The organism is Mycobacterium sp. NGS58 (genome assembly GCF_059812385.1).
Genome location: NZ_JCALCO010000022.1, coordinates 21,871 through 36,246 on the forward strand (window position 1 = coordinate 21,871; position 14,376 = coordinate 36,246).

Here is a 14,376-nt window from a genome sequence, read left to right on the forward strand (position 1 = left end):
GGATGACCGACGACGAGCGATTCGTCCTGCTGGTGTCCGTGATCGGTGCCAGCGAGATGTGGCCGGTCCGCGACGAGCGCATCCCCGGGGACGTGCCGATGAGTGCGGGATACGTGCCGGGGATTCCCCGTTTGGGTGTGCCGGCCTTGCTGATGAGCGACGCCGGCCTCGGCGTCACCAACCCGGGTTTCCGCCCGGGCGACACGGCCACTGCATTGCCCGCCGGACTGGCCCTGGCCGCCAGCTTCAATCCGTCGCTGGCCCGGGCCGCGGGCGAGGTGATCGGCCGCGAAGCGCGCAGTCGTGGGTTCAACGTGCAGCTCGCCGGCGCGATGAACCTGGCCCGCGACCCGCGCAACGGCCGCAATTTCGAATACCATTCCGAGGATCCGCTGTTGACCGCCACGATGGCCGCCGAATCGATCGGCGGCATACAGCGCCATGGCGTGATCTCGACGGTCAAGCACTACTCGTTGAACTGCAACGAAACAAATCGGCACTTCCTGGACGCGGTCATCGATCCCGATGCCCACCGCGAATCCGATTTGCTGGCCTTTGAATTGGCGATCGAGCGCTCGCAACCCGGCGCCGTGATGAGCGCCTACAACAAGATCAACGGTGATTATGCCGCTGCGAACGCCGTATTGATCAACGACGTGCTGAAGGGCGCCTGGTGTTACCGCGGATGGGTGATGTCGGACTGGGGTGCCACGCCAAGCTGGCAGTGCGCTCTGGCCGGCCTCGATCAGGAGTGTGGGGCCCAGATCGACGCTTTGTTATGGCAGTCCGAGTCCTTCGGTGCGCCGTTGCGTGACGCGTATGCCGCCGGCCTGCTGACCAAGGATCGCCTGTCAGATATGGTTCGCCGGATCCTGCGGTCCATGTTCGCCGTCGGCGTCGACGACGCCGATGCGGCACCGGCACCGGACCTGGCCGCGCACAACGAGATTGCGCTGAACATCGCGCGGCAGGGAACGGTGCTACTGACCAACCGGGGCGTCTTGCCGCTGGCGCCGGGGTCGAGCGCGCGCATCGCCGTCATCGGGGGGTATGCGCACGTGGGCGTGCCGGCCGGATACGGTTCCAGCACCGTCGTTCCGGCTGGCGGGTATGCGGGTGTGGTCCCGATCGGTGGCACCGGCCTGGAGGCCGGGCTCCGCAATCTGTATCTGCTGGCGCCGGGTCCGCTGGAGGAGCTGCGAGAACTATTGCCACAAGCGCAGATTGAGTTCGATCCCGGCATCAGTCCGGCCGAGTCCGTGCGCGCGGCGCGCAGGGCCGACATCGTGATCGTCTTCGCGGTCCGCGCGGAGGGCGAAGGCTTCGACATCGCCGACCTCTCGCTGCCGTGGGGCCAAGACGAGCTGATCACCGCGGTGTCGGCGGCCAACCCCAACACCGTCGTGGTGCTGCAGACGGGCAATCCGGTGACGATGCCCTGGCGGGACTCGGTGAGAGCCATTGTGCAAGCGTGGTTTCCGGGCCAGGCGGGTGCCCGGGCCATCGCCGAGATCCTCACCGGGCGGGTGAATCCCTCGGGCCGGCTGCCGATCACCTTTCCGGTCGATCTGGCCCAAACGCCACGCCCGCGGCTGCCCGGCGCAGACGAGCCGTGGGGGACACCCACCCGGATCGACTACGTCGAAGGAGCCGACGTCGGCTACCGATGGTATGCCGCGCGCGGGCATGAACCGATGTTCGCGTTCGGTCATGGATTGTCCTACACCAGGTTTGACTACCAAGATCTGGTAGTCAGCGGCGGAGAAACGGTCCGTGCGAGCTTGCGCGTCGCCAACGTCGGCGACCGCGCGGGGGCGGACGTAGCCCAGCTGTACCTGACGGTCGCCGCGGGTGAACCGTGCTTACGCCTGCTGGGATTCGCTCGGGTGGAGCTCGAGCCTGGTGCAATACAGCGGGTGACCATCGAGGCGGACCCGCGACTGCTCGCCCGCTACGACGGCAGCGCTGGAAGTTGGCGGATCCGCCCGGGTGCCTACACGGCGGCGGTGGGCACGTCGGCGAACGCGATGCGGCTGGAAGCCGCGGTCGAGCTGACCGGTCGTACGTTCGGGCGATAAGTCACACGGGCACACACCCGAACGCACGACCGGTCCGGCGGGCTATTTGACCGGGGTCAGCGCGTCGCCGCACGTGCAGCGGTAGGGCTCACCCGAGCCCGAGCAGTGGCAGGGGACCTCGATGCGGACGCGACAGCCGCAGCCTTCGTGGCCGCAGGTCAATTCGGTACCGGCCTCGTACGTTGCCATTTAACTCACCCTTTTCTCGTTGTGATGACTCGTGCGGTGCGGGTCGACCGCACCCCCACTATATACCCCCCATGGGTATACGGTAAATGGCCGCGGTCGATCCGATACCGGCCCGGCCCCCGATGCCAACACGGCCGGGCGCCACTAGCGTGAGCGTCATGACCGAGAAGCCAACCCCCAAAGACGTCGACGAATTCTTGGACAGCACGGTGGTGCACGGCGATCCCAGCTTGAGCGCGGCCCTGGAGGCCAGCCGCGCGGCCGGATTGCCGCCGATTGCCGTATCGGTCCAGCAAGGGAAATTCTTGAGCCTGCTCGCCGGCGCCACGGGTGCGCGCAGCATCCTCGAGCTCGGCACGCTCGGCGGTTTTTCCACCATCTGGCTGGCGCGGGGCGCCGGCCCGCAGGGACGAGTGGTGACGCTGGAATACGAGCCCAAGCACGCCGAAGTGGCGCGGGCCAACCTGGAGCGGGCCGGCCTCGCCGATCGGGTGGAGGTGATCGTCGGGGCCGCGCTGGACACGCTGCCGACGGTGACCGGTCCCTTCGATCTGATCTTCATCGACGCCGATAAGGAGAACTACCCCGCCTACCTGGACTGGTCGGTGCGATTGGCCCGCCCCGGCACGGTCATCGTGGTGGACAACGTGATTCGGCAGGGGCAGATCCTCGATCCGGAATCCAACGCTCAAGCGCAAGCTGTGCGCCAGACGCTCGAGGCGATGGGCGAGGATCCACGGCTGGACACCGCGGTGATCCAGACGGTGGGCGCCAAGCACTGGGACGGCTTCGCCCTCGCGCTGGTGCGCTAGGCGTCAGCGCGGGCGAGGTCGGCGACCGCCTGCTCGGCGGAGATGAGTTCGCCTATCCGCAAAGCGGTTTCGCCGGCATACAAGGCCGCGCTGTCCAACCAGGAATCGGGCACGCCGGCCACCGGCGCCAGCGGCGTGAAGAACGGGAAGGCCGGTGACTGCAGACGCATCAGCGGCCCCGCATCGAAATAGCCCAGCGCCGACAGCGGGCGGCTGGCCGCGTTCAGCGCCGCGGGCAGCGCCTTGGCCTTCCCGTTCTGGTCACACCACCGCCGGGTTGCCGCGTTGGGCACGACGCGGTGGCGCAACGGCCAGCTCAGGGCGAACAGGTTGGTCTCGATCGTCATGTCGGCCCGCAGGATTCGGCGCTGGTACTCGCGGTTCGCGTTGGCCTCGTACGTCAAGAGGAATCGAGTGCCCGCGATGACACCGCTTGCGCCGGCGTCCAGCGCGGCGCGGGTGTCGGCGCCGGTGGCGATGCCGCCGGCCACGAACACTGGGCGGTTGGCGGCCACGGCGAGGGCGCGCGGCAGAAAGTCCAGCGCAGCCATGGTGCCCACGAGATGGCCGCCGGCCTCGCGGCCCTGAGCGATCAAACCATCGGCGCCCCAGGTGATCGCGGCGCGCGCCTGCGCTTCGGTGCCCACCATCACGAAGACGAAGATCCCGGCATCGCGCAGGTGCGCGACGAGCCCCCGCTTCTGGCCGAACGCCAGCACGATGGCGTCCACCCGGGCATCGACACAAACCGCGACATGACGACGATGAACGAAGGGCACCAACAGGTTTACCGCGACCGCGCGGCCCGGCGCCGCGGCGCGCATCTGTTCAATCGATGTTCTCAGCCGGCGGGGTGTGTCGATGCCCAGCGTGCCCAGTCCGCCCGCGCGGGCGACCGCGCCCGCCAACGGTGCGCCGGCCAGTCCGCCGCCCATGCCGGCCTGTCCGACGAGTACATCGAGGCGCAGCCGGTCCGCGATATCCATGCCTAAGACGCTACGCGCCTTGGGGATACGGCCACACAGAGCAGCCCCGGCTGCGCACCCGTTTTCGTTGCTGGCCAATGGCGCGCGGGCGTAATCTTGACGGCAGATGGATGGGTGCAGTCCGGCTCAAAAGGCTTGCTGCATAACAGAAAGGTCACAAAATGAGTACAGTCCATTCATCAATCGATCACCATCCCGATTTGTTGGCTCTACGCGCGCGCTATGAGCGCGTCGCCGAGTCGATGAGCGCGCATGTCACGTTCGGCCTGGCCCTGCTGACGGGCTTGTACGTGGCCGCGTCGCCATGGATCGTTGGATTCAACGCCACGGCATCGCTGGCCACGTCCGACCTGATCGTGGGGATCGCGGCGGCGTTCTTGGCCTACGGGTTCGCCACGACGCTGGATCGCGCGCACGGCATGACCTGGACGTTGCCGGTGCTGGGCGTGTGGGTCATCGTCTCGACGTGGATCCTGCCGGGTGTCACGATGACCGCCGGCATGACCTGGTCGAATGTCGTTGCGGGTGCGCTGTTGGCGTTCCTGGGCTTCAACGCGACCTACTTCGGCATGCGCACCCGCGCGACGGGCACGCACGCGTAATCACGAACTCGGTTAGAGCGCAGGGCGGTTCGCTCGGCCCGGGCCGAATCCCACGGCCCGGGACGGCGATCAACCGCAGACCGCGCCGATCGCGGCCGAGCTGACCAGCTTCACGTACTTGGCCAGCACGCCGGTCTTGTAGCGCGGCTCCGGCGGGGTGAAATCCGTTCGCCGGGCCTCGAATTCGGTGGGATCCGTCAGCACGTCGAGCACATGGTTGGCGACGTCCAGGCGGATGCGGTCACCGTCTTGCAGGAAGGCGATCGGTCCGGCGTCGACCGCTTCGGGCGCGATGTGACCGACGCACAGGCCGGTGGTCCCGCCGGAGAACCGGCCGTCGGTGAGCAGCAACACGTCTTTGCCCAGACCGGCACCCTTGATGGCCCCGGTGATCGCCAGCATTTCGCGCATGCCGGGGCCGCCCTTGGGGCCCTCATAGCGGATCACGACGGCGTCACCCTTGGTGATGGTGCCGTCCTCCAACGCGTCCAGCGCGGCCCGCTCGCCATCGAAAACCCTTGCGGTGCCCTCGAACACGTCGGAATCGAAACCGGCCGACTTCACCACCGCGCCCTCGGGCGCCAGCGAGCCCCGCAGGATCGTGATGCCGCCGGTCGGGTGGATGGGATTGCTCAGGGCGCGCAGCACCTTCCCGTCCGGGTCGGGCGGCGCGATCTCGGCCAGGTTCTCGGCCACCGTCGCACCGGTCACCGTCAGGCAGTCTCCGCGCAGCAGCCCGGCGTCCAACAGCGCCTTCATCACCACCGGGACGCCGCCGATGTGGTCGACATGGGACATGACGTGGCGGCCGAACGGCTTCACGTCGGCCAGGTGCGGAACCTTCGACCCGATCCGGCTGAAATCGTCGAGCGAGAGCGCGACGCCGGCTTCGTGGGCGATCGCCAGCAGGTGCAGCACCGCGTTGGTCGACCCGCCGAAGGCCATCACCACCGCGATCGCGTTTTCGAAGGCCTCCCTGGTGAGGATGTCGCGGGCGGTGATGCCCCGCCGCAGCAGCTCGACGACCGCCGCCCCGCTGCGCCGCGCGAATCCGTCGCGGCGGCGGTCGGGCGCCGGTGGCGCCGCGCTGCCGGGCAACGACATCCCGAGCGCCTCGGCCGCGCTGGCCATCGTGTTGGCGGTGTACATGCCCCCACATGCGCCCTCACCGGGACAGATCGCGCGTTCGATGGCGTCGACGTCCTCGCGGGGCATCAGGCCCCGGGCGCAGGCGCCGACCGCCTCGAACGCGTCGATGATGGTGACCTCGCGCTCGGTGCCGTCGGACAGTTTGGCCACCCCGGGCAGGATGGACCCCGCGTAGAGGAACACCGAGGCCAGGTCGAGCCGCGCGGCCGCCATCAGCATCCCGGGCAGCGATTTGTCGCAACCGGCCAGCAGCACCGAGCCGTCCAGGCGTTCGGCCTGCATCACCGTTTCGACGCTGTCGGCGATCACCTCGCGGGAGACCAGCGAAAAGTGCATCCCCTCGTGGCCCATCGAGATGCCGTCGGACACCGAGATGGTGCCGAACTCCAGCGGGTATCCGCCGGCCGAGAACACGCCCTCCTTGACCGCCTTGGCGAGCCGGTCCAGGGAGAGGTTGCACGGGGTGATCTCGTTCCAGGACGAGGCCACCCCGATCTGCGGCTTGGCGAAGTCTTCGTCTCCCATCCCTACGGCCCGCAGCATGCCCCGGGCGGCGGCCTTCTCCAGGCCGTCGGTGACGTCACGACTACGCGGCTTGATGTCGGCGCTGGCCGCCGAATCGGTGGTGGGCATCGTTCAAGTATGCGCTGGCCAGTCGCGATGGCCGTTTCCGGGGTTATACCCCAATGGGGTATAACCTGGAGTTCGGCGTGATGCCGCCGCAGGGTACGCAATTCAGCAGGGGTGACAGATGACGAACGACCACGGGTACTCGCAGCAGAAGGACAACTACGCCAAGCGGCTGCGCCGCATCGAGGGCCAGGTGCGCGGCATCGCCCGAATGATCGAGGAGGACAAGTACTGCATCGACGTCCTCACCCAGGTCAGCGCCGTCAACAGCGCCCTGCGTTCGGTCGCCCTGAACCTGCTCGACGAGCACCTGAACCACTGTGTCACCCGAGCCGTCGCCGAGGGCGGCGACGACGCGCAAGCCAAGCTCGACGAGGCCTCCGCCGCCATCGCGCGGCTGGTTCGTTCGTGACGTGGTTTGTCGATCGGTAATGCAGTTGAGACCTTCGCCACGGCCGTGATGCAGGGGGAGGCGTAGTTGCGGTCCGTACGGTAAGGCAGTGTGATCGCATTAGGCGCGACAACCCAGGAAGTGGGTAGTCCGGCCGGTATAGACGCCATGACTGCCGAAATCAACGCTGCCGCGCGAACGTGGACCCCACGGATCGCGGCACAGCTGGCTGTGCTGGCGGCCGCGGCCTTCACCTACGTCACCGCCGAGATTCTCCCGGTTGGTGCGCTGCCGGCCATCGCTCGCGACCTGCACGTCAGTTTGTTCGCGGTGGGAACCCTGCTGACCTGGTACGCCTTCGTGGCGGCCCTGACGACGTTCCCGCTGGTGCGCTGGACCGCGCACTGGCCGCGACGGCGCGCGCTCATGCTCAGCCTGACCTGCCTGACGGCGTCGCAGGTGATCTCGGCCCTGGCGCCCAATTTCGCGGTGCTGGCCACCGGCCGGGTGCTCTGCGCGATCACCCACGGCCTGCTGTGGGCGGTCATCGCTCCGATCGCGACCCGGCTCGTGCCACCGAGCCACGCGGGGCGCGCCACCATGTCGATCTACGTCGGCACCAGCCTCGCCCTGGTGGTGGGGAGCCCGTTGACCGCGGCCCTGAGTCTGATGTGGGGCTGGCGCGTGGCCGTTGTGTGTGTCACCGTGGCGGCCGCCGCCGTCACGTTCGCCGCCCGGCTGGTGCTGCCGGAGATGGTGCTCACCGAGGATCAGCTCGCCCACGTCGGCCCGAGGTCACGACACCACCGCAACCCCCGGCTGATCCTGGTGAGCGTGCTGGCGATGATCGCGGTCACCGGCCACTTCGTGTCCTACACCTTCATCGTCGAGATCATCCGCAACGTCCTCGGCGTGCGGGGGCCGAACCTCGCCTTCGTGCTGGCCGCCTACGGGCTGGCCGGCCTGCTGTCGTTACCGCTGGTGGCGCGTCCGCTTGACCACCGGCCCAAGAGCGCCGTCATTCTGTGCATCACCGGGTTGACGGTGGCCTTCGTGGTGCTGACCGGGCTCGCGTTCGGCGGTCGGGCCGGCGTGGCCACCGCGCTGATCGGAACCGCCGCCATCGTGCTGTGGGGGGCGATGGCCACCGCGGTCTCGCCGATGATGCAATCGGCCGCGATGCGCAACGGGGCCGACGACCCCGACGGGGCATCGGGGTTCTACGTGACCGCGTTCCAGGTCGGCATCATGGCCGGCTCGCTGGTCGGCGGGCTCCTCTACGAGCGCAGCGTCACGATGATGCTGGCCGCCTCGGCGGCCCTGATGGCCGTCGCGCTGATCGGCATCGCGGCCAACCGGCGGATGCTGGACGTAGCTCCGACAAGCTCACCCGATTCATAGCCGCCCAGGTCAAGCGCGTAATCAGCACGCTTCCCGGGGCACCGCCAACCGCCGATGATGGTAGCTGGCGTGGCCCCTATGCCACACTGTGTCGAGAACACGAGTGGAGGTATGCGTATGTCAGGCTGGACGAGGGCCGGCACAAGGAAGGGCCTCTTCGCCGCTCTGAGCACAACCGGGTTGGCGTCCGTCGTGGGCTTGGCGCTGGTGTTGAGCGCGGCCCCCGCATCGGCGGATCCGGACCCGGCTCCCGCTGATCCGGGCGCGGTCGCCGCTCCCCCCGGGCCGCCCCCACCGCCCGATCCCCTGGCGCCGCCTCCGCCCGACCCGCTCGCCGCCCCGCCGCCGCCCAACCCGCTGGCGCCGCCGGCGCCCTGGCTTCCGCCCAACGCGCAGCCCGCGGCGGCCGCGGCCGATGGGCAGAACGCCACGCCGTTCACCGGCACGGCGCCGTTCGGGCCGCCCAAAATTGTCCCCGCCAACGGGTCGACCGTGGGTGTGGGCCAGCCGATCATCATCAACTTCCCCGGAACGGTCGAGAACGCCGACGCGGCCATCGGCGCCGTGCACGTCTCGTCGGTGCCCGCGGTGCCGGGCAAGTTCTACTGGATGACCCCAACGCAACTGCGCTGGCGACCGATCAACTTCTGGCCCGCGCACACCGCGGTGACCGTCGACGCCGGCGGCACCGTCTCGACCTTTCAGACCGGTGACACGCTGATCGCCACGGCCGACGACGCCACCCATCAGCTGATCGTCTCCCGCAACGGCACGGTGGAGAAGACCTTTCCGATGTCGATGGGCATGACGTCCGGCAACCACCAGACCCCCAACGGCACCTACTACGTGCAGGACAAGAAGTCGTCGGTGGTGATGGACTCCTCGACCTACGGGGTGCCGGTCAGCTCGACCTACGGCTACAAGGTGACGGTGGAGGACGCGGTCCGCTTCGACAACGTCGGCGACTACGTGCACAGCGCGCCGTGGTCGGTCGACGACCAGGGCAAGCGCGACGTCAGCCACGGCTGCATCAACATCAGTCCCAGCAACGCGAAGTGGTTCTTCGACAACTTCGGTCCGGGTGACCCGATCGTGGTGAAGAACTCCAGCGGTGGCAACTACAAGAAGAACGACGGATCCGCCGACTGGATGAACTAGCCCGCAGCGCCAACGCAGAATCGCCCATTTCCATTCGGAGATGGGCGATTTCGCGTCTGCGCGTCAGCGAAGCCGTTCGGTGAATCACGCCAACAGCGGAGAGGGGCTTTCGCTCGCCGGGCGGTTATGTATAGCATCATACATAACCCGGATGCCTGAGGAGCTGCGATGCGTGGTCCACGCGAGCGGATGGTCGTCTCCGCCGCACTGCTGATCCGCGAGCGGGGCGCGCACGCCACCGCGATCTCCGATGTGCTCGAGCACAGTGGCGCGCCCCGCGGATCGGCCTATCACTACTTCCCGGGCGGCCGCACGCAGCTGCTGTGCGAGGCCGTCGACTACGCCGGCGAGCATGTCGCCGCCGTCATCGCCGGCGCCGACGACGGCCGGCAGCTGCTGGACACGCTGATCGACAAGTACCGCCGGCAGCTATTGGAGAGCGACTTCCGCGCCGGCTGTCCCATCGTGGCGGTGTCCGTCGAAGCGGGGGAGCAGCAAGAGACCGAACGCATGGTGATCGAACGCGCCGCGGCGGTTTTCGACCGATGGTCGGATCTGATCGCCGCGCGGTTCATCGCGGACGGCATTGCGCCGGAGCGGGCGCGCGAACTTGCGGTCCTCGCGACCGCGTCGCTCGAGGGTGCGATCGTGCTCGCGCGGGTGCGGCGTGACCTGACACCCCTCGACGTCGTCCACCGCCAGCTGCGCGATCTGCTGGTGGCGGCGTCGCCCCAGGCGCCCGGAAAAGGAACTGTGCGATGACCGGTGAATGGCAATCCAGCGCGTGCATCCTGTGCGAATGCAACTGCGGCATCGTCGTCCAAGTCGAAGACCGTCGGCTGGCGCGCATCCGCGGCGACAAAGCGCACCCGGCCTCGCAGGGCTATACCTGCAACAAGGCGTTGCGACTGGACCAGTACCAGAACAGCGGCGCCCGGCTGACCTCCCCACTGCGCCGCCGCGCCGACGGCAGCTACGAGGAGATCGATTGGGACACCGCGATCGTGGAGATCGCCGAGGGATTCAAGGGCATTCGCGACAACTACGGCGGCGACAAGATCTTCTACTACGGCGGCGGCGGGCAGGGCAATCACCTGGGCGGGGCGTACAGCGGCGCCTTCTTGAAGGCATTGGGCTCGCGCTACCGCTCAAACGCGCTGGCGCAGGAGAAAACCGGTGAGGCCTGGATCGACGGGCACCTCTACGGCGGTCATACCAGGGGTGAATTCGAGCATGCCGAAGTCGCGGTGTTCGTCGGGAAGAACCCGTGGATGTCGCAGAGCTTTCCGCGGGCCCGGGTGGTACTCAATGAGATCGCCAAAGATCCGGCCCGCTCGATGATCGTCATCGATCCGGTGGTCACCGACACCGCCAAGATGTCCGACTTCCACCTGCGGGTGCGACCCGGCACCGATGCGTGGTGCCTAGCGGCGCTGGCCGCCCTCCTCGTCCAGGAAAACCTATGCAACGAAACATTTCTCGGTGATCATGTGCGCGGCGCGGATTCCGTCCGCGCCGCCCTGCGCGAGGTTCCGGTGGGCGACTACGCCGAACGCTGCGGGGTCGACCAGGAATTGCTGCGCGCGGCGGCGCGGCGCATCGGCACGGCCGCCGGCGTCGCGGTGTTCGAAGACCTCGGTGTACAGCAGGCGCCCAACAGCACGCTGTGTTCCTACCTGAACAAATTGCTCTGGATCCTCACCGGTAACTTCGGGAAAAAGGGCGGCCAGCACCTGCATTCGTCGTTTGCTCCGCTGTTCGGCCAGTTCTCCGGGCGCACACCCGTCACCGGTGCCCCGATCATCTCCGGGCTGGTGCCCAGCAATGTGGTGCCCGAGGAAATCCTGACCGACCACCCGGACCGGTTCCGGGCCATGATCGTGGAAAGCAGCAATCCCGCGCACTCGCTGGCCAACTCGGTCGCTTGCCGGGAGGCCTTTCAAGCCCTGGAACTGATGGTGGTCATCGATGTCGCGATGACCGAGACCGCCAGGCTCGCACATTACGTGCTGCCCGCGGCGTCCCAATTCGAGAAACCGGAAGCCACCTTCTTCAACCTCGAATTCCCGCACAACACGTTCCAGCTGCGCCGCCCTCTGCTGGAACCCCTGCCGGGAACCCTGGCCGAACCCGAGATCTGGGCGCGGCTGGTGCGTGCGCTCGGTGTGGTGGACGACTCGGATCTGCGGCCACTGCACGAGGCCGCGCGAAACGGCCGGCAGGCATACACCGAAGCGTTCCTCGGCGCCGCCGCGGCCAATCCCACTGTGGCACAGCTGCTTCCGTATGTACTGTACGAAACGCTCGGACCGACTCTGCCCGATGGGCTGCGCGGCGCGGCCGCCCTGTGGGGCCTCGCCCAGAAAACCGCGCTGACCTATCCGGAGGCGGTGCGGCGCGCCGGGCACGCCGACGGCAACGCCCTGTTCGACGCGATCCTGGACACGCCGTCGGGGGTGACTTTCACCGTGCACAACTATGAGGACGACTTCACGCTGATCAGCCACGCCGACCACAAGATTGCGTTGGAAATTCCGTCCATGCTCGACGAATTGAAGGCGCTATCTCGCACTCCACCCCGGCTCACCACGCCGGAGTTCCCGATCGTGTTGTCGGTGGGCGAGCGGCGCGCCTACACCGCGAACGACATCTTCCGCGACCCGACCTGGCGCAAACGTGACGCCGACGGCGCACTGCGGATCAGCGTCGAGGACGCCCAGACCCTCGGGCTGGTCGAGGGATGCCGGGCGCGCATCAGCACCGCGTCCGGTAGCGCCGAGGCCACCGTCGAGATCACGGAGACGATGATGGCCGGTCATGCCGCCCTCCCCAACGGGTTTGGGCTCGATTACCTCGACGCCGAGGGACGCACCGTCACTCCCGGTGTCGCCCCGAACGTGCTCACGTCGACCGAGTGGCGCGACCCCTACGCCGGCACGCCGTGGCACAAGCACGTGCCCGCACGGATCGAGGCCATGAGCGTCAGTTCCAGATCTTGACCCGGCTGTCCGGCTCCAAGAACAGCGCACCGGCGTCGGCGCCCTCGAAGGCGTCGTAGAAGGCGTCCATGTTGCGCAGCACGCCGTTGCAGCGGAACTCCGGCGGCGAATGCGGATCCACCGCGAGGCGCCGGATCGCCTCCGCTTCACGGGATTTGGTGCGCCATACCTGGGCCCAGCCGTAGAACACGCGCTGTACGCCGGTGAGGCCGTCGATCACCGGGGCGGGCTGGCCGTTCAGTGACAACTGGTAGGCCAGCAGCGCGATCGACAAGCCACCCAGGTCGCCGATGTTCTCACCGACGGTGAAAGCACCGTTGACGTGGTGGTCGCTGTCCAGGCCCCGCGGCGTGTAGGCGTCGTACTGCTCGATGAGAGCCTTTGTGCGCGTTCCGAATTCGGTCCGGTCGGCATCCGTCCACCAGTCGACCAGGTTGCCGTCACCGTCGTACTTTGCGCCCTGGTCGTCGAAGCCGTGCCCGATCTCGTGCCCGATCACCGCGCCGATGCCACCGTAGTTGGCCGCGTCGTCGGCCTCGGGGTCGAAGAACGGCGGCTGCAAAATGGCGGCCGGGAAGACGATTTCGTTCATCCCCGGGTTGTAGTACGCGTTGACCGTCTGCGGCGTCATGAACCACTCGTCCTTATCCACCGGGCCGCCGAGCTTGGCCAGCTCACGATCGTGGTTGACGGCATACCCGCGCAGGTAGTTGCCGTACAGGTCGTCGCGATGAATCACCAGTGCGGAGTAGTCGCGCCACTTCGCCGGGTAGCCGACCTTGGCGGTGAACTTCCCCAGCTTGCCCAGCGCCCGCTCCCGGGTCTGCGGCGTCATCCAGTCCAGGTCGCTGATGCTTATCCGGTACGCCGCCCGCAGGTTGGCGACCAGTTCGTCGATGCGGGCCTTCGCCCCGGGCGGGAAATGCCGCTGCACGTAAAGCTTTCCGACGGCGTCGCCCATCAGGTTTTCCACCAGCGACACCGCGCGCTTCCACCGCTCCCGGATCTGCTCGGCGCCGGTCAGCAGCCGGCCGTAGAAGTCGAAGTCCGCGGACACCAGCTCGTCGGTCAGCCAGGAGGCCCGCGCCCGGATCAGCCGCCACCGCGCCCAGCTCTTCCACACCTCAAGGTCCTCGTTGCGCCACAGCTCGGCGAAGGTGCGTAGGTAGTCGGGTTGGCGCACAATCACTTCCGCGAGCGACTCGGGGCTCGCGCCCAGTGCGGTGGCCCACCCCGCCCAATCGAAGCCCACGGACTCGTCACGCAGTTCGGCGAACGTGCGCAGGTTGTAGCTGAGGTCGGCGTCGCGGCGTTTGACCACATCCCAATGGGCCTCGGCAAGCTTGCCCTCCAGTGCGACGACCCGTTCGGCGTCCCGGATGTGGTCGTCGGGGTCCCCGCCGAACACCAGGGCGAACATCCGCGCGATGTGTGCGGGATACGCCTCCAGCACCTGCAGGTGCCGCTCTTCGCGGTAGTAGGACTCGTCGGGCAGCCCGAGGCCGGACTGGGTGAAGTGCACCAGGTAGCGGGCCGAGTTCTTGGCGTCGGTGTCCACGTACACCCCGACGCCGCCGCCCGCGCCCGTGCGCTGCAGCGCGCCGATGGCTCGGGCCAGCGCGTCGGCGTCGACGGCGTCGTCGATCACGGACATCTCGTCGCGCAGTGGCCGCACGCCGCGCGACTGCACGGTGTCCTCGTCGAGGAAGCTGGCATACAGGTCGCCGATGCGCTGCGCGTCGTCGTCCGCGGCGCCCGAGCCCTGCTGGCTGGCCTCCACGATCAGATCGCGCACCTGTTCTTCGGCGCGGTCATACAGCTGGCGGAAGGCGCCGTCGGTCGCCCGGTCCGCCGGTATCTCGTATTCGGCCAGCCAGCGACCGTTGACATGACCGAACAGGTCGTCTTGAGGGCGGATGCTGTCGTCGACAAAGCTCAGGTCGATGCCCGAGCGGATGGCCGTATTCGTCACCCCGCCATC

General features: G+C 67.9%; 12 protein-coding genes. 8 read left to right on the plus strand and 4 right to left on the minus strand.

The genetic code is table 11. The features are described from left to right. Positions 1-2: 2 nt before the first annotated feature. Positions 3-2,078, plus strand: coding sequence for a beta-glucosidase (locus AC5Y4H_RS19595; protein ID WP_499984280.1), 2,076 nt, complete (start codon positions 3-5; stop codon positions 2,076-2,078). Between the two features lie 42 nt (positions 2,079-2,120). Here AC5Y4H_RS19595 and mymT read toward each other — a convergent pair whose 3' ends face one another. Then, positions 2,121-2,267: a copper-binding metallothionein MymT gene (gene mymT, locus AC5Y4H_RS19600; protein ID WP_067124138.1), complete on the minus strand. Its 147-nt coding sequence runs from the start codon at positions 2,265-2,267 to the stop codon at positions 2,121-2,123. A 158-nt stretch (positions 2,268-2,425) separates the two neighbouring features. On the opposite strand from mymT, the gene AC5Y4H_RS19605 reads away from it, so the two are divergent. After that, positions 2,426-3,079 carry an O-methyltransferase gene (locus AC5Y4H_RS19605; RefSeq protein ID WP_499984172.1) on the plus strand — a complete coding sequence of 218 codons (654 nt, stop codon included), beginning with the start codon at positions 2,426-2,428 and terminating at the stop codon, positions 3,077-3,079. On the opposite strand, the gene AC5Y4H_RS19610 is transcribed toward AC5Y4H_RS19605, so the two are convergent. Next, complete coding sequence (locus AC5Y4H_RS19610; RefSeq protein WP_499984175.1) at positions 3,076-4,065, minus strand: nitronate monooxygenase; 990 nt, start codon at positions 4,063-4,065, stop codon at positions 3,076-3,078. The genes AC5Y4H_RS19605 and AC5Y4H_RS19610 overlap by 4 nt on opposite strands. Before the next feature lie 161 nt (positions 4,066-4,226). Here AC5Y4H_RS19610 and AC5Y4H_RS19615 point away from each other — a divergent pair, with 161 nt between their 5' ends. Next, on the plus strand, positions 4,227-4,667 hold the full coding sequence (locus AC5Y4H_RS19615; RefSeq protein WP_499984179.1) for an SPW repeat protein: 441 nt from the start codon (positions 4,227-4,229) through the stop codon (positions 4,665-4,667). 69 nt (positions 4,668-4,736) lie between these two features. Here the strand turns inward: AC5Y4H_RS19615 and ilvD are convergent, their stop codons facing one another. After that, positions 4,737-6,449, minus strand: coding sequence for a dihydroxy-acid dehydratase (gene ilvD, locus AC5Y4H_RS19620; protein ID WP_499984182.1), 1,713 nt, complete (start codon positions 6,447-6,449; stop codon positions 4,737-4,739). A 118-nt stretch (positions 6,450-6,567) separates the two neighbouring features. Here ilvD and ricR point away from each other — a divergent pair, with 118 nt between their 5' ends. The 5 genes from ricR (at position 6,568) to AC5Y4H_RS19645 (ending at position 12,395) form a co-directional block, all read left to right on the plus strand. Further along, positions 6,568-6,858 carry a copper-sensing transcriptional repressor RicR gene (gene ricR / locus AC5Y4H_RS19625; protein WP_112634682.1) on the plus strand — a complete coding sequence of 97 codons (291 nt, stop codon included), beginning with the start codon at positions 6,568-6,570 and terminating at the stop codon, positions 6,856-6,858. A 147-nt stretch (positions 6,859-7,005) separates the two neighbouring features. Next, positions 7,006-8,238, plus strand: coding sequence for an MFS transporter (locus AC5Y4H_RS19630; protein WP_499984186.1), 1,233 nt, complete (start codon positions 7,006-7,008; stop codon positions 8,236-8,238). A gap of 117 nt (positions 8,239-8,355) precedes the next feature. Further along, complete coding sequence (locus tag AC5Y4H_RS19635) at positions 8,356-9,396, plus strand: L,D-transpeptidase (RefSeq protein WP_499984188.1); 1,041 nt, start codon at positions 8,356-8,358, stop codon at positions 9,394-9,396. Positions 9,397-9,564: 168 nt separating this feature from the next. Then, positions 9,565-10,158, plus strand: coding sequence for a TetR/AcrR family transcriptional regulator (locus tag AC5Y4H_RS19640; RefSeq protein ID WP_499984190.1), 594 nt, complete (start codon positions 9,565-9,567; stop codon positions 10,156-10,158). Further along, a complete protein-coding gene (locus tag AC5Y4H_RS19645; protein ID WP_499984191.1) occupies positions 10,155-12,395 on the plus strand; it encodes a molybdopterin-dependent oxidoreductase in 2,241 nt (746 codons plus the stop codon). Before AC5Y4H_RS19640 ends, AC5Y4H_RS19645 begins: the two co-directional genes overlap by 4 nt. Here AC5Y4H_RS19645 and AC5Y4H_RS19650 read toward each other — a convergent pair. Next, positions 12,379-14,367, minus strand: a complete 1,989-nt coding sequence (locus AC5Y4H_RS19650) for a M13 family metallopeptidase (protein ID WP_499984192.1) — start codon at positions 14,365-14,367, stop codon at positions 12,379-12,381. The two genes, AC5Y4H_RS19645 and AC5Y4H_RS19650, sit on opposite strands and share 17 nt — an antisense overlap. Positions 14,368-14,376: the final 9 nt, after the last annotated feature.

Bases quoted from the DNA above. Each gene is read 5' to 3' on its own strand.
- AC5Y4H_RS19640 (WP_499984190.1), top strand. From the start codon at position 9,565: ATGCGTGGTCCACGCGAGCGGATGGTCGTCTCCGCCGCACTGCTGATC.
- ricR (WP_112634682.1), top strand. From the start codon at position 6,568: ATGACGAACGACCACGGGTACTCGCAGCAGAAGGACAACTACGCCAAG.
- AC5Y4H_RS19635 (WP_499984188.1), top strand. From the start codon at position 8,356: ATGTCAGGCTGGACGAGGGCCGGCACAAGGAAGGGCCTCTTCGCCGCT.
- AC5Y4H_RS19610 (WP_499984175.1), bottom strand. From the start codon at position 4,065: ATGGATATCGCGGACCGGCTGCGCCTCGATGTACTCGTCGGACAGGCC.
- AC5Y4H_RS19595 (WP_499984280.1), top strand. From the start codon at position 3: ATGACCGACGACGAGCGATTCGTCCTGCTGGTGTCCGTGATCGGTGCC.
- AC5Y4H_RS19645 (WP_499984191.1), top strand. From the start codon at position 10,155: ATGACCGGTGAATGGCAATCCAGCGCGTGCATCCTGTGCGAATGCAAC.
- AC5Y4H_RS19615 (WP_499984179.1), top strand. From the start codon at position 4,227: ATGAGTACAGTCCATTCATCAATCGATCACCATCCCGATTTGTTGGCT.
- mymT (WP_067124138.1), bottom strand. From the start codon at position 2,267: ATGGCAACGTACGAGGCCGGTACCGAATTGACCTGCGGCCACGAAGGC.
- ilvD (WP_499984182.1), bottom strand. From the start codon at position 6,449: ATGCCCACCACCGATTCGGCGGCCAGCGCCGACATCAAGCCGCGTAGT.
- AC5Y4H_RS19605 (WP_499984172.1), top strand. From the start codon at position 2,426: ATGACCGAGAAGCCAACCCCCAAAGACGTCGACGAATTCTTGGACAGC.
- AC5Y4H_RS19630 (WP_499984186.1), top strand. From the start codon at position 7,006: ATGACTGCCGAAATCAACGCTGCCGCGCGAACGTGGACCCCACGGATC.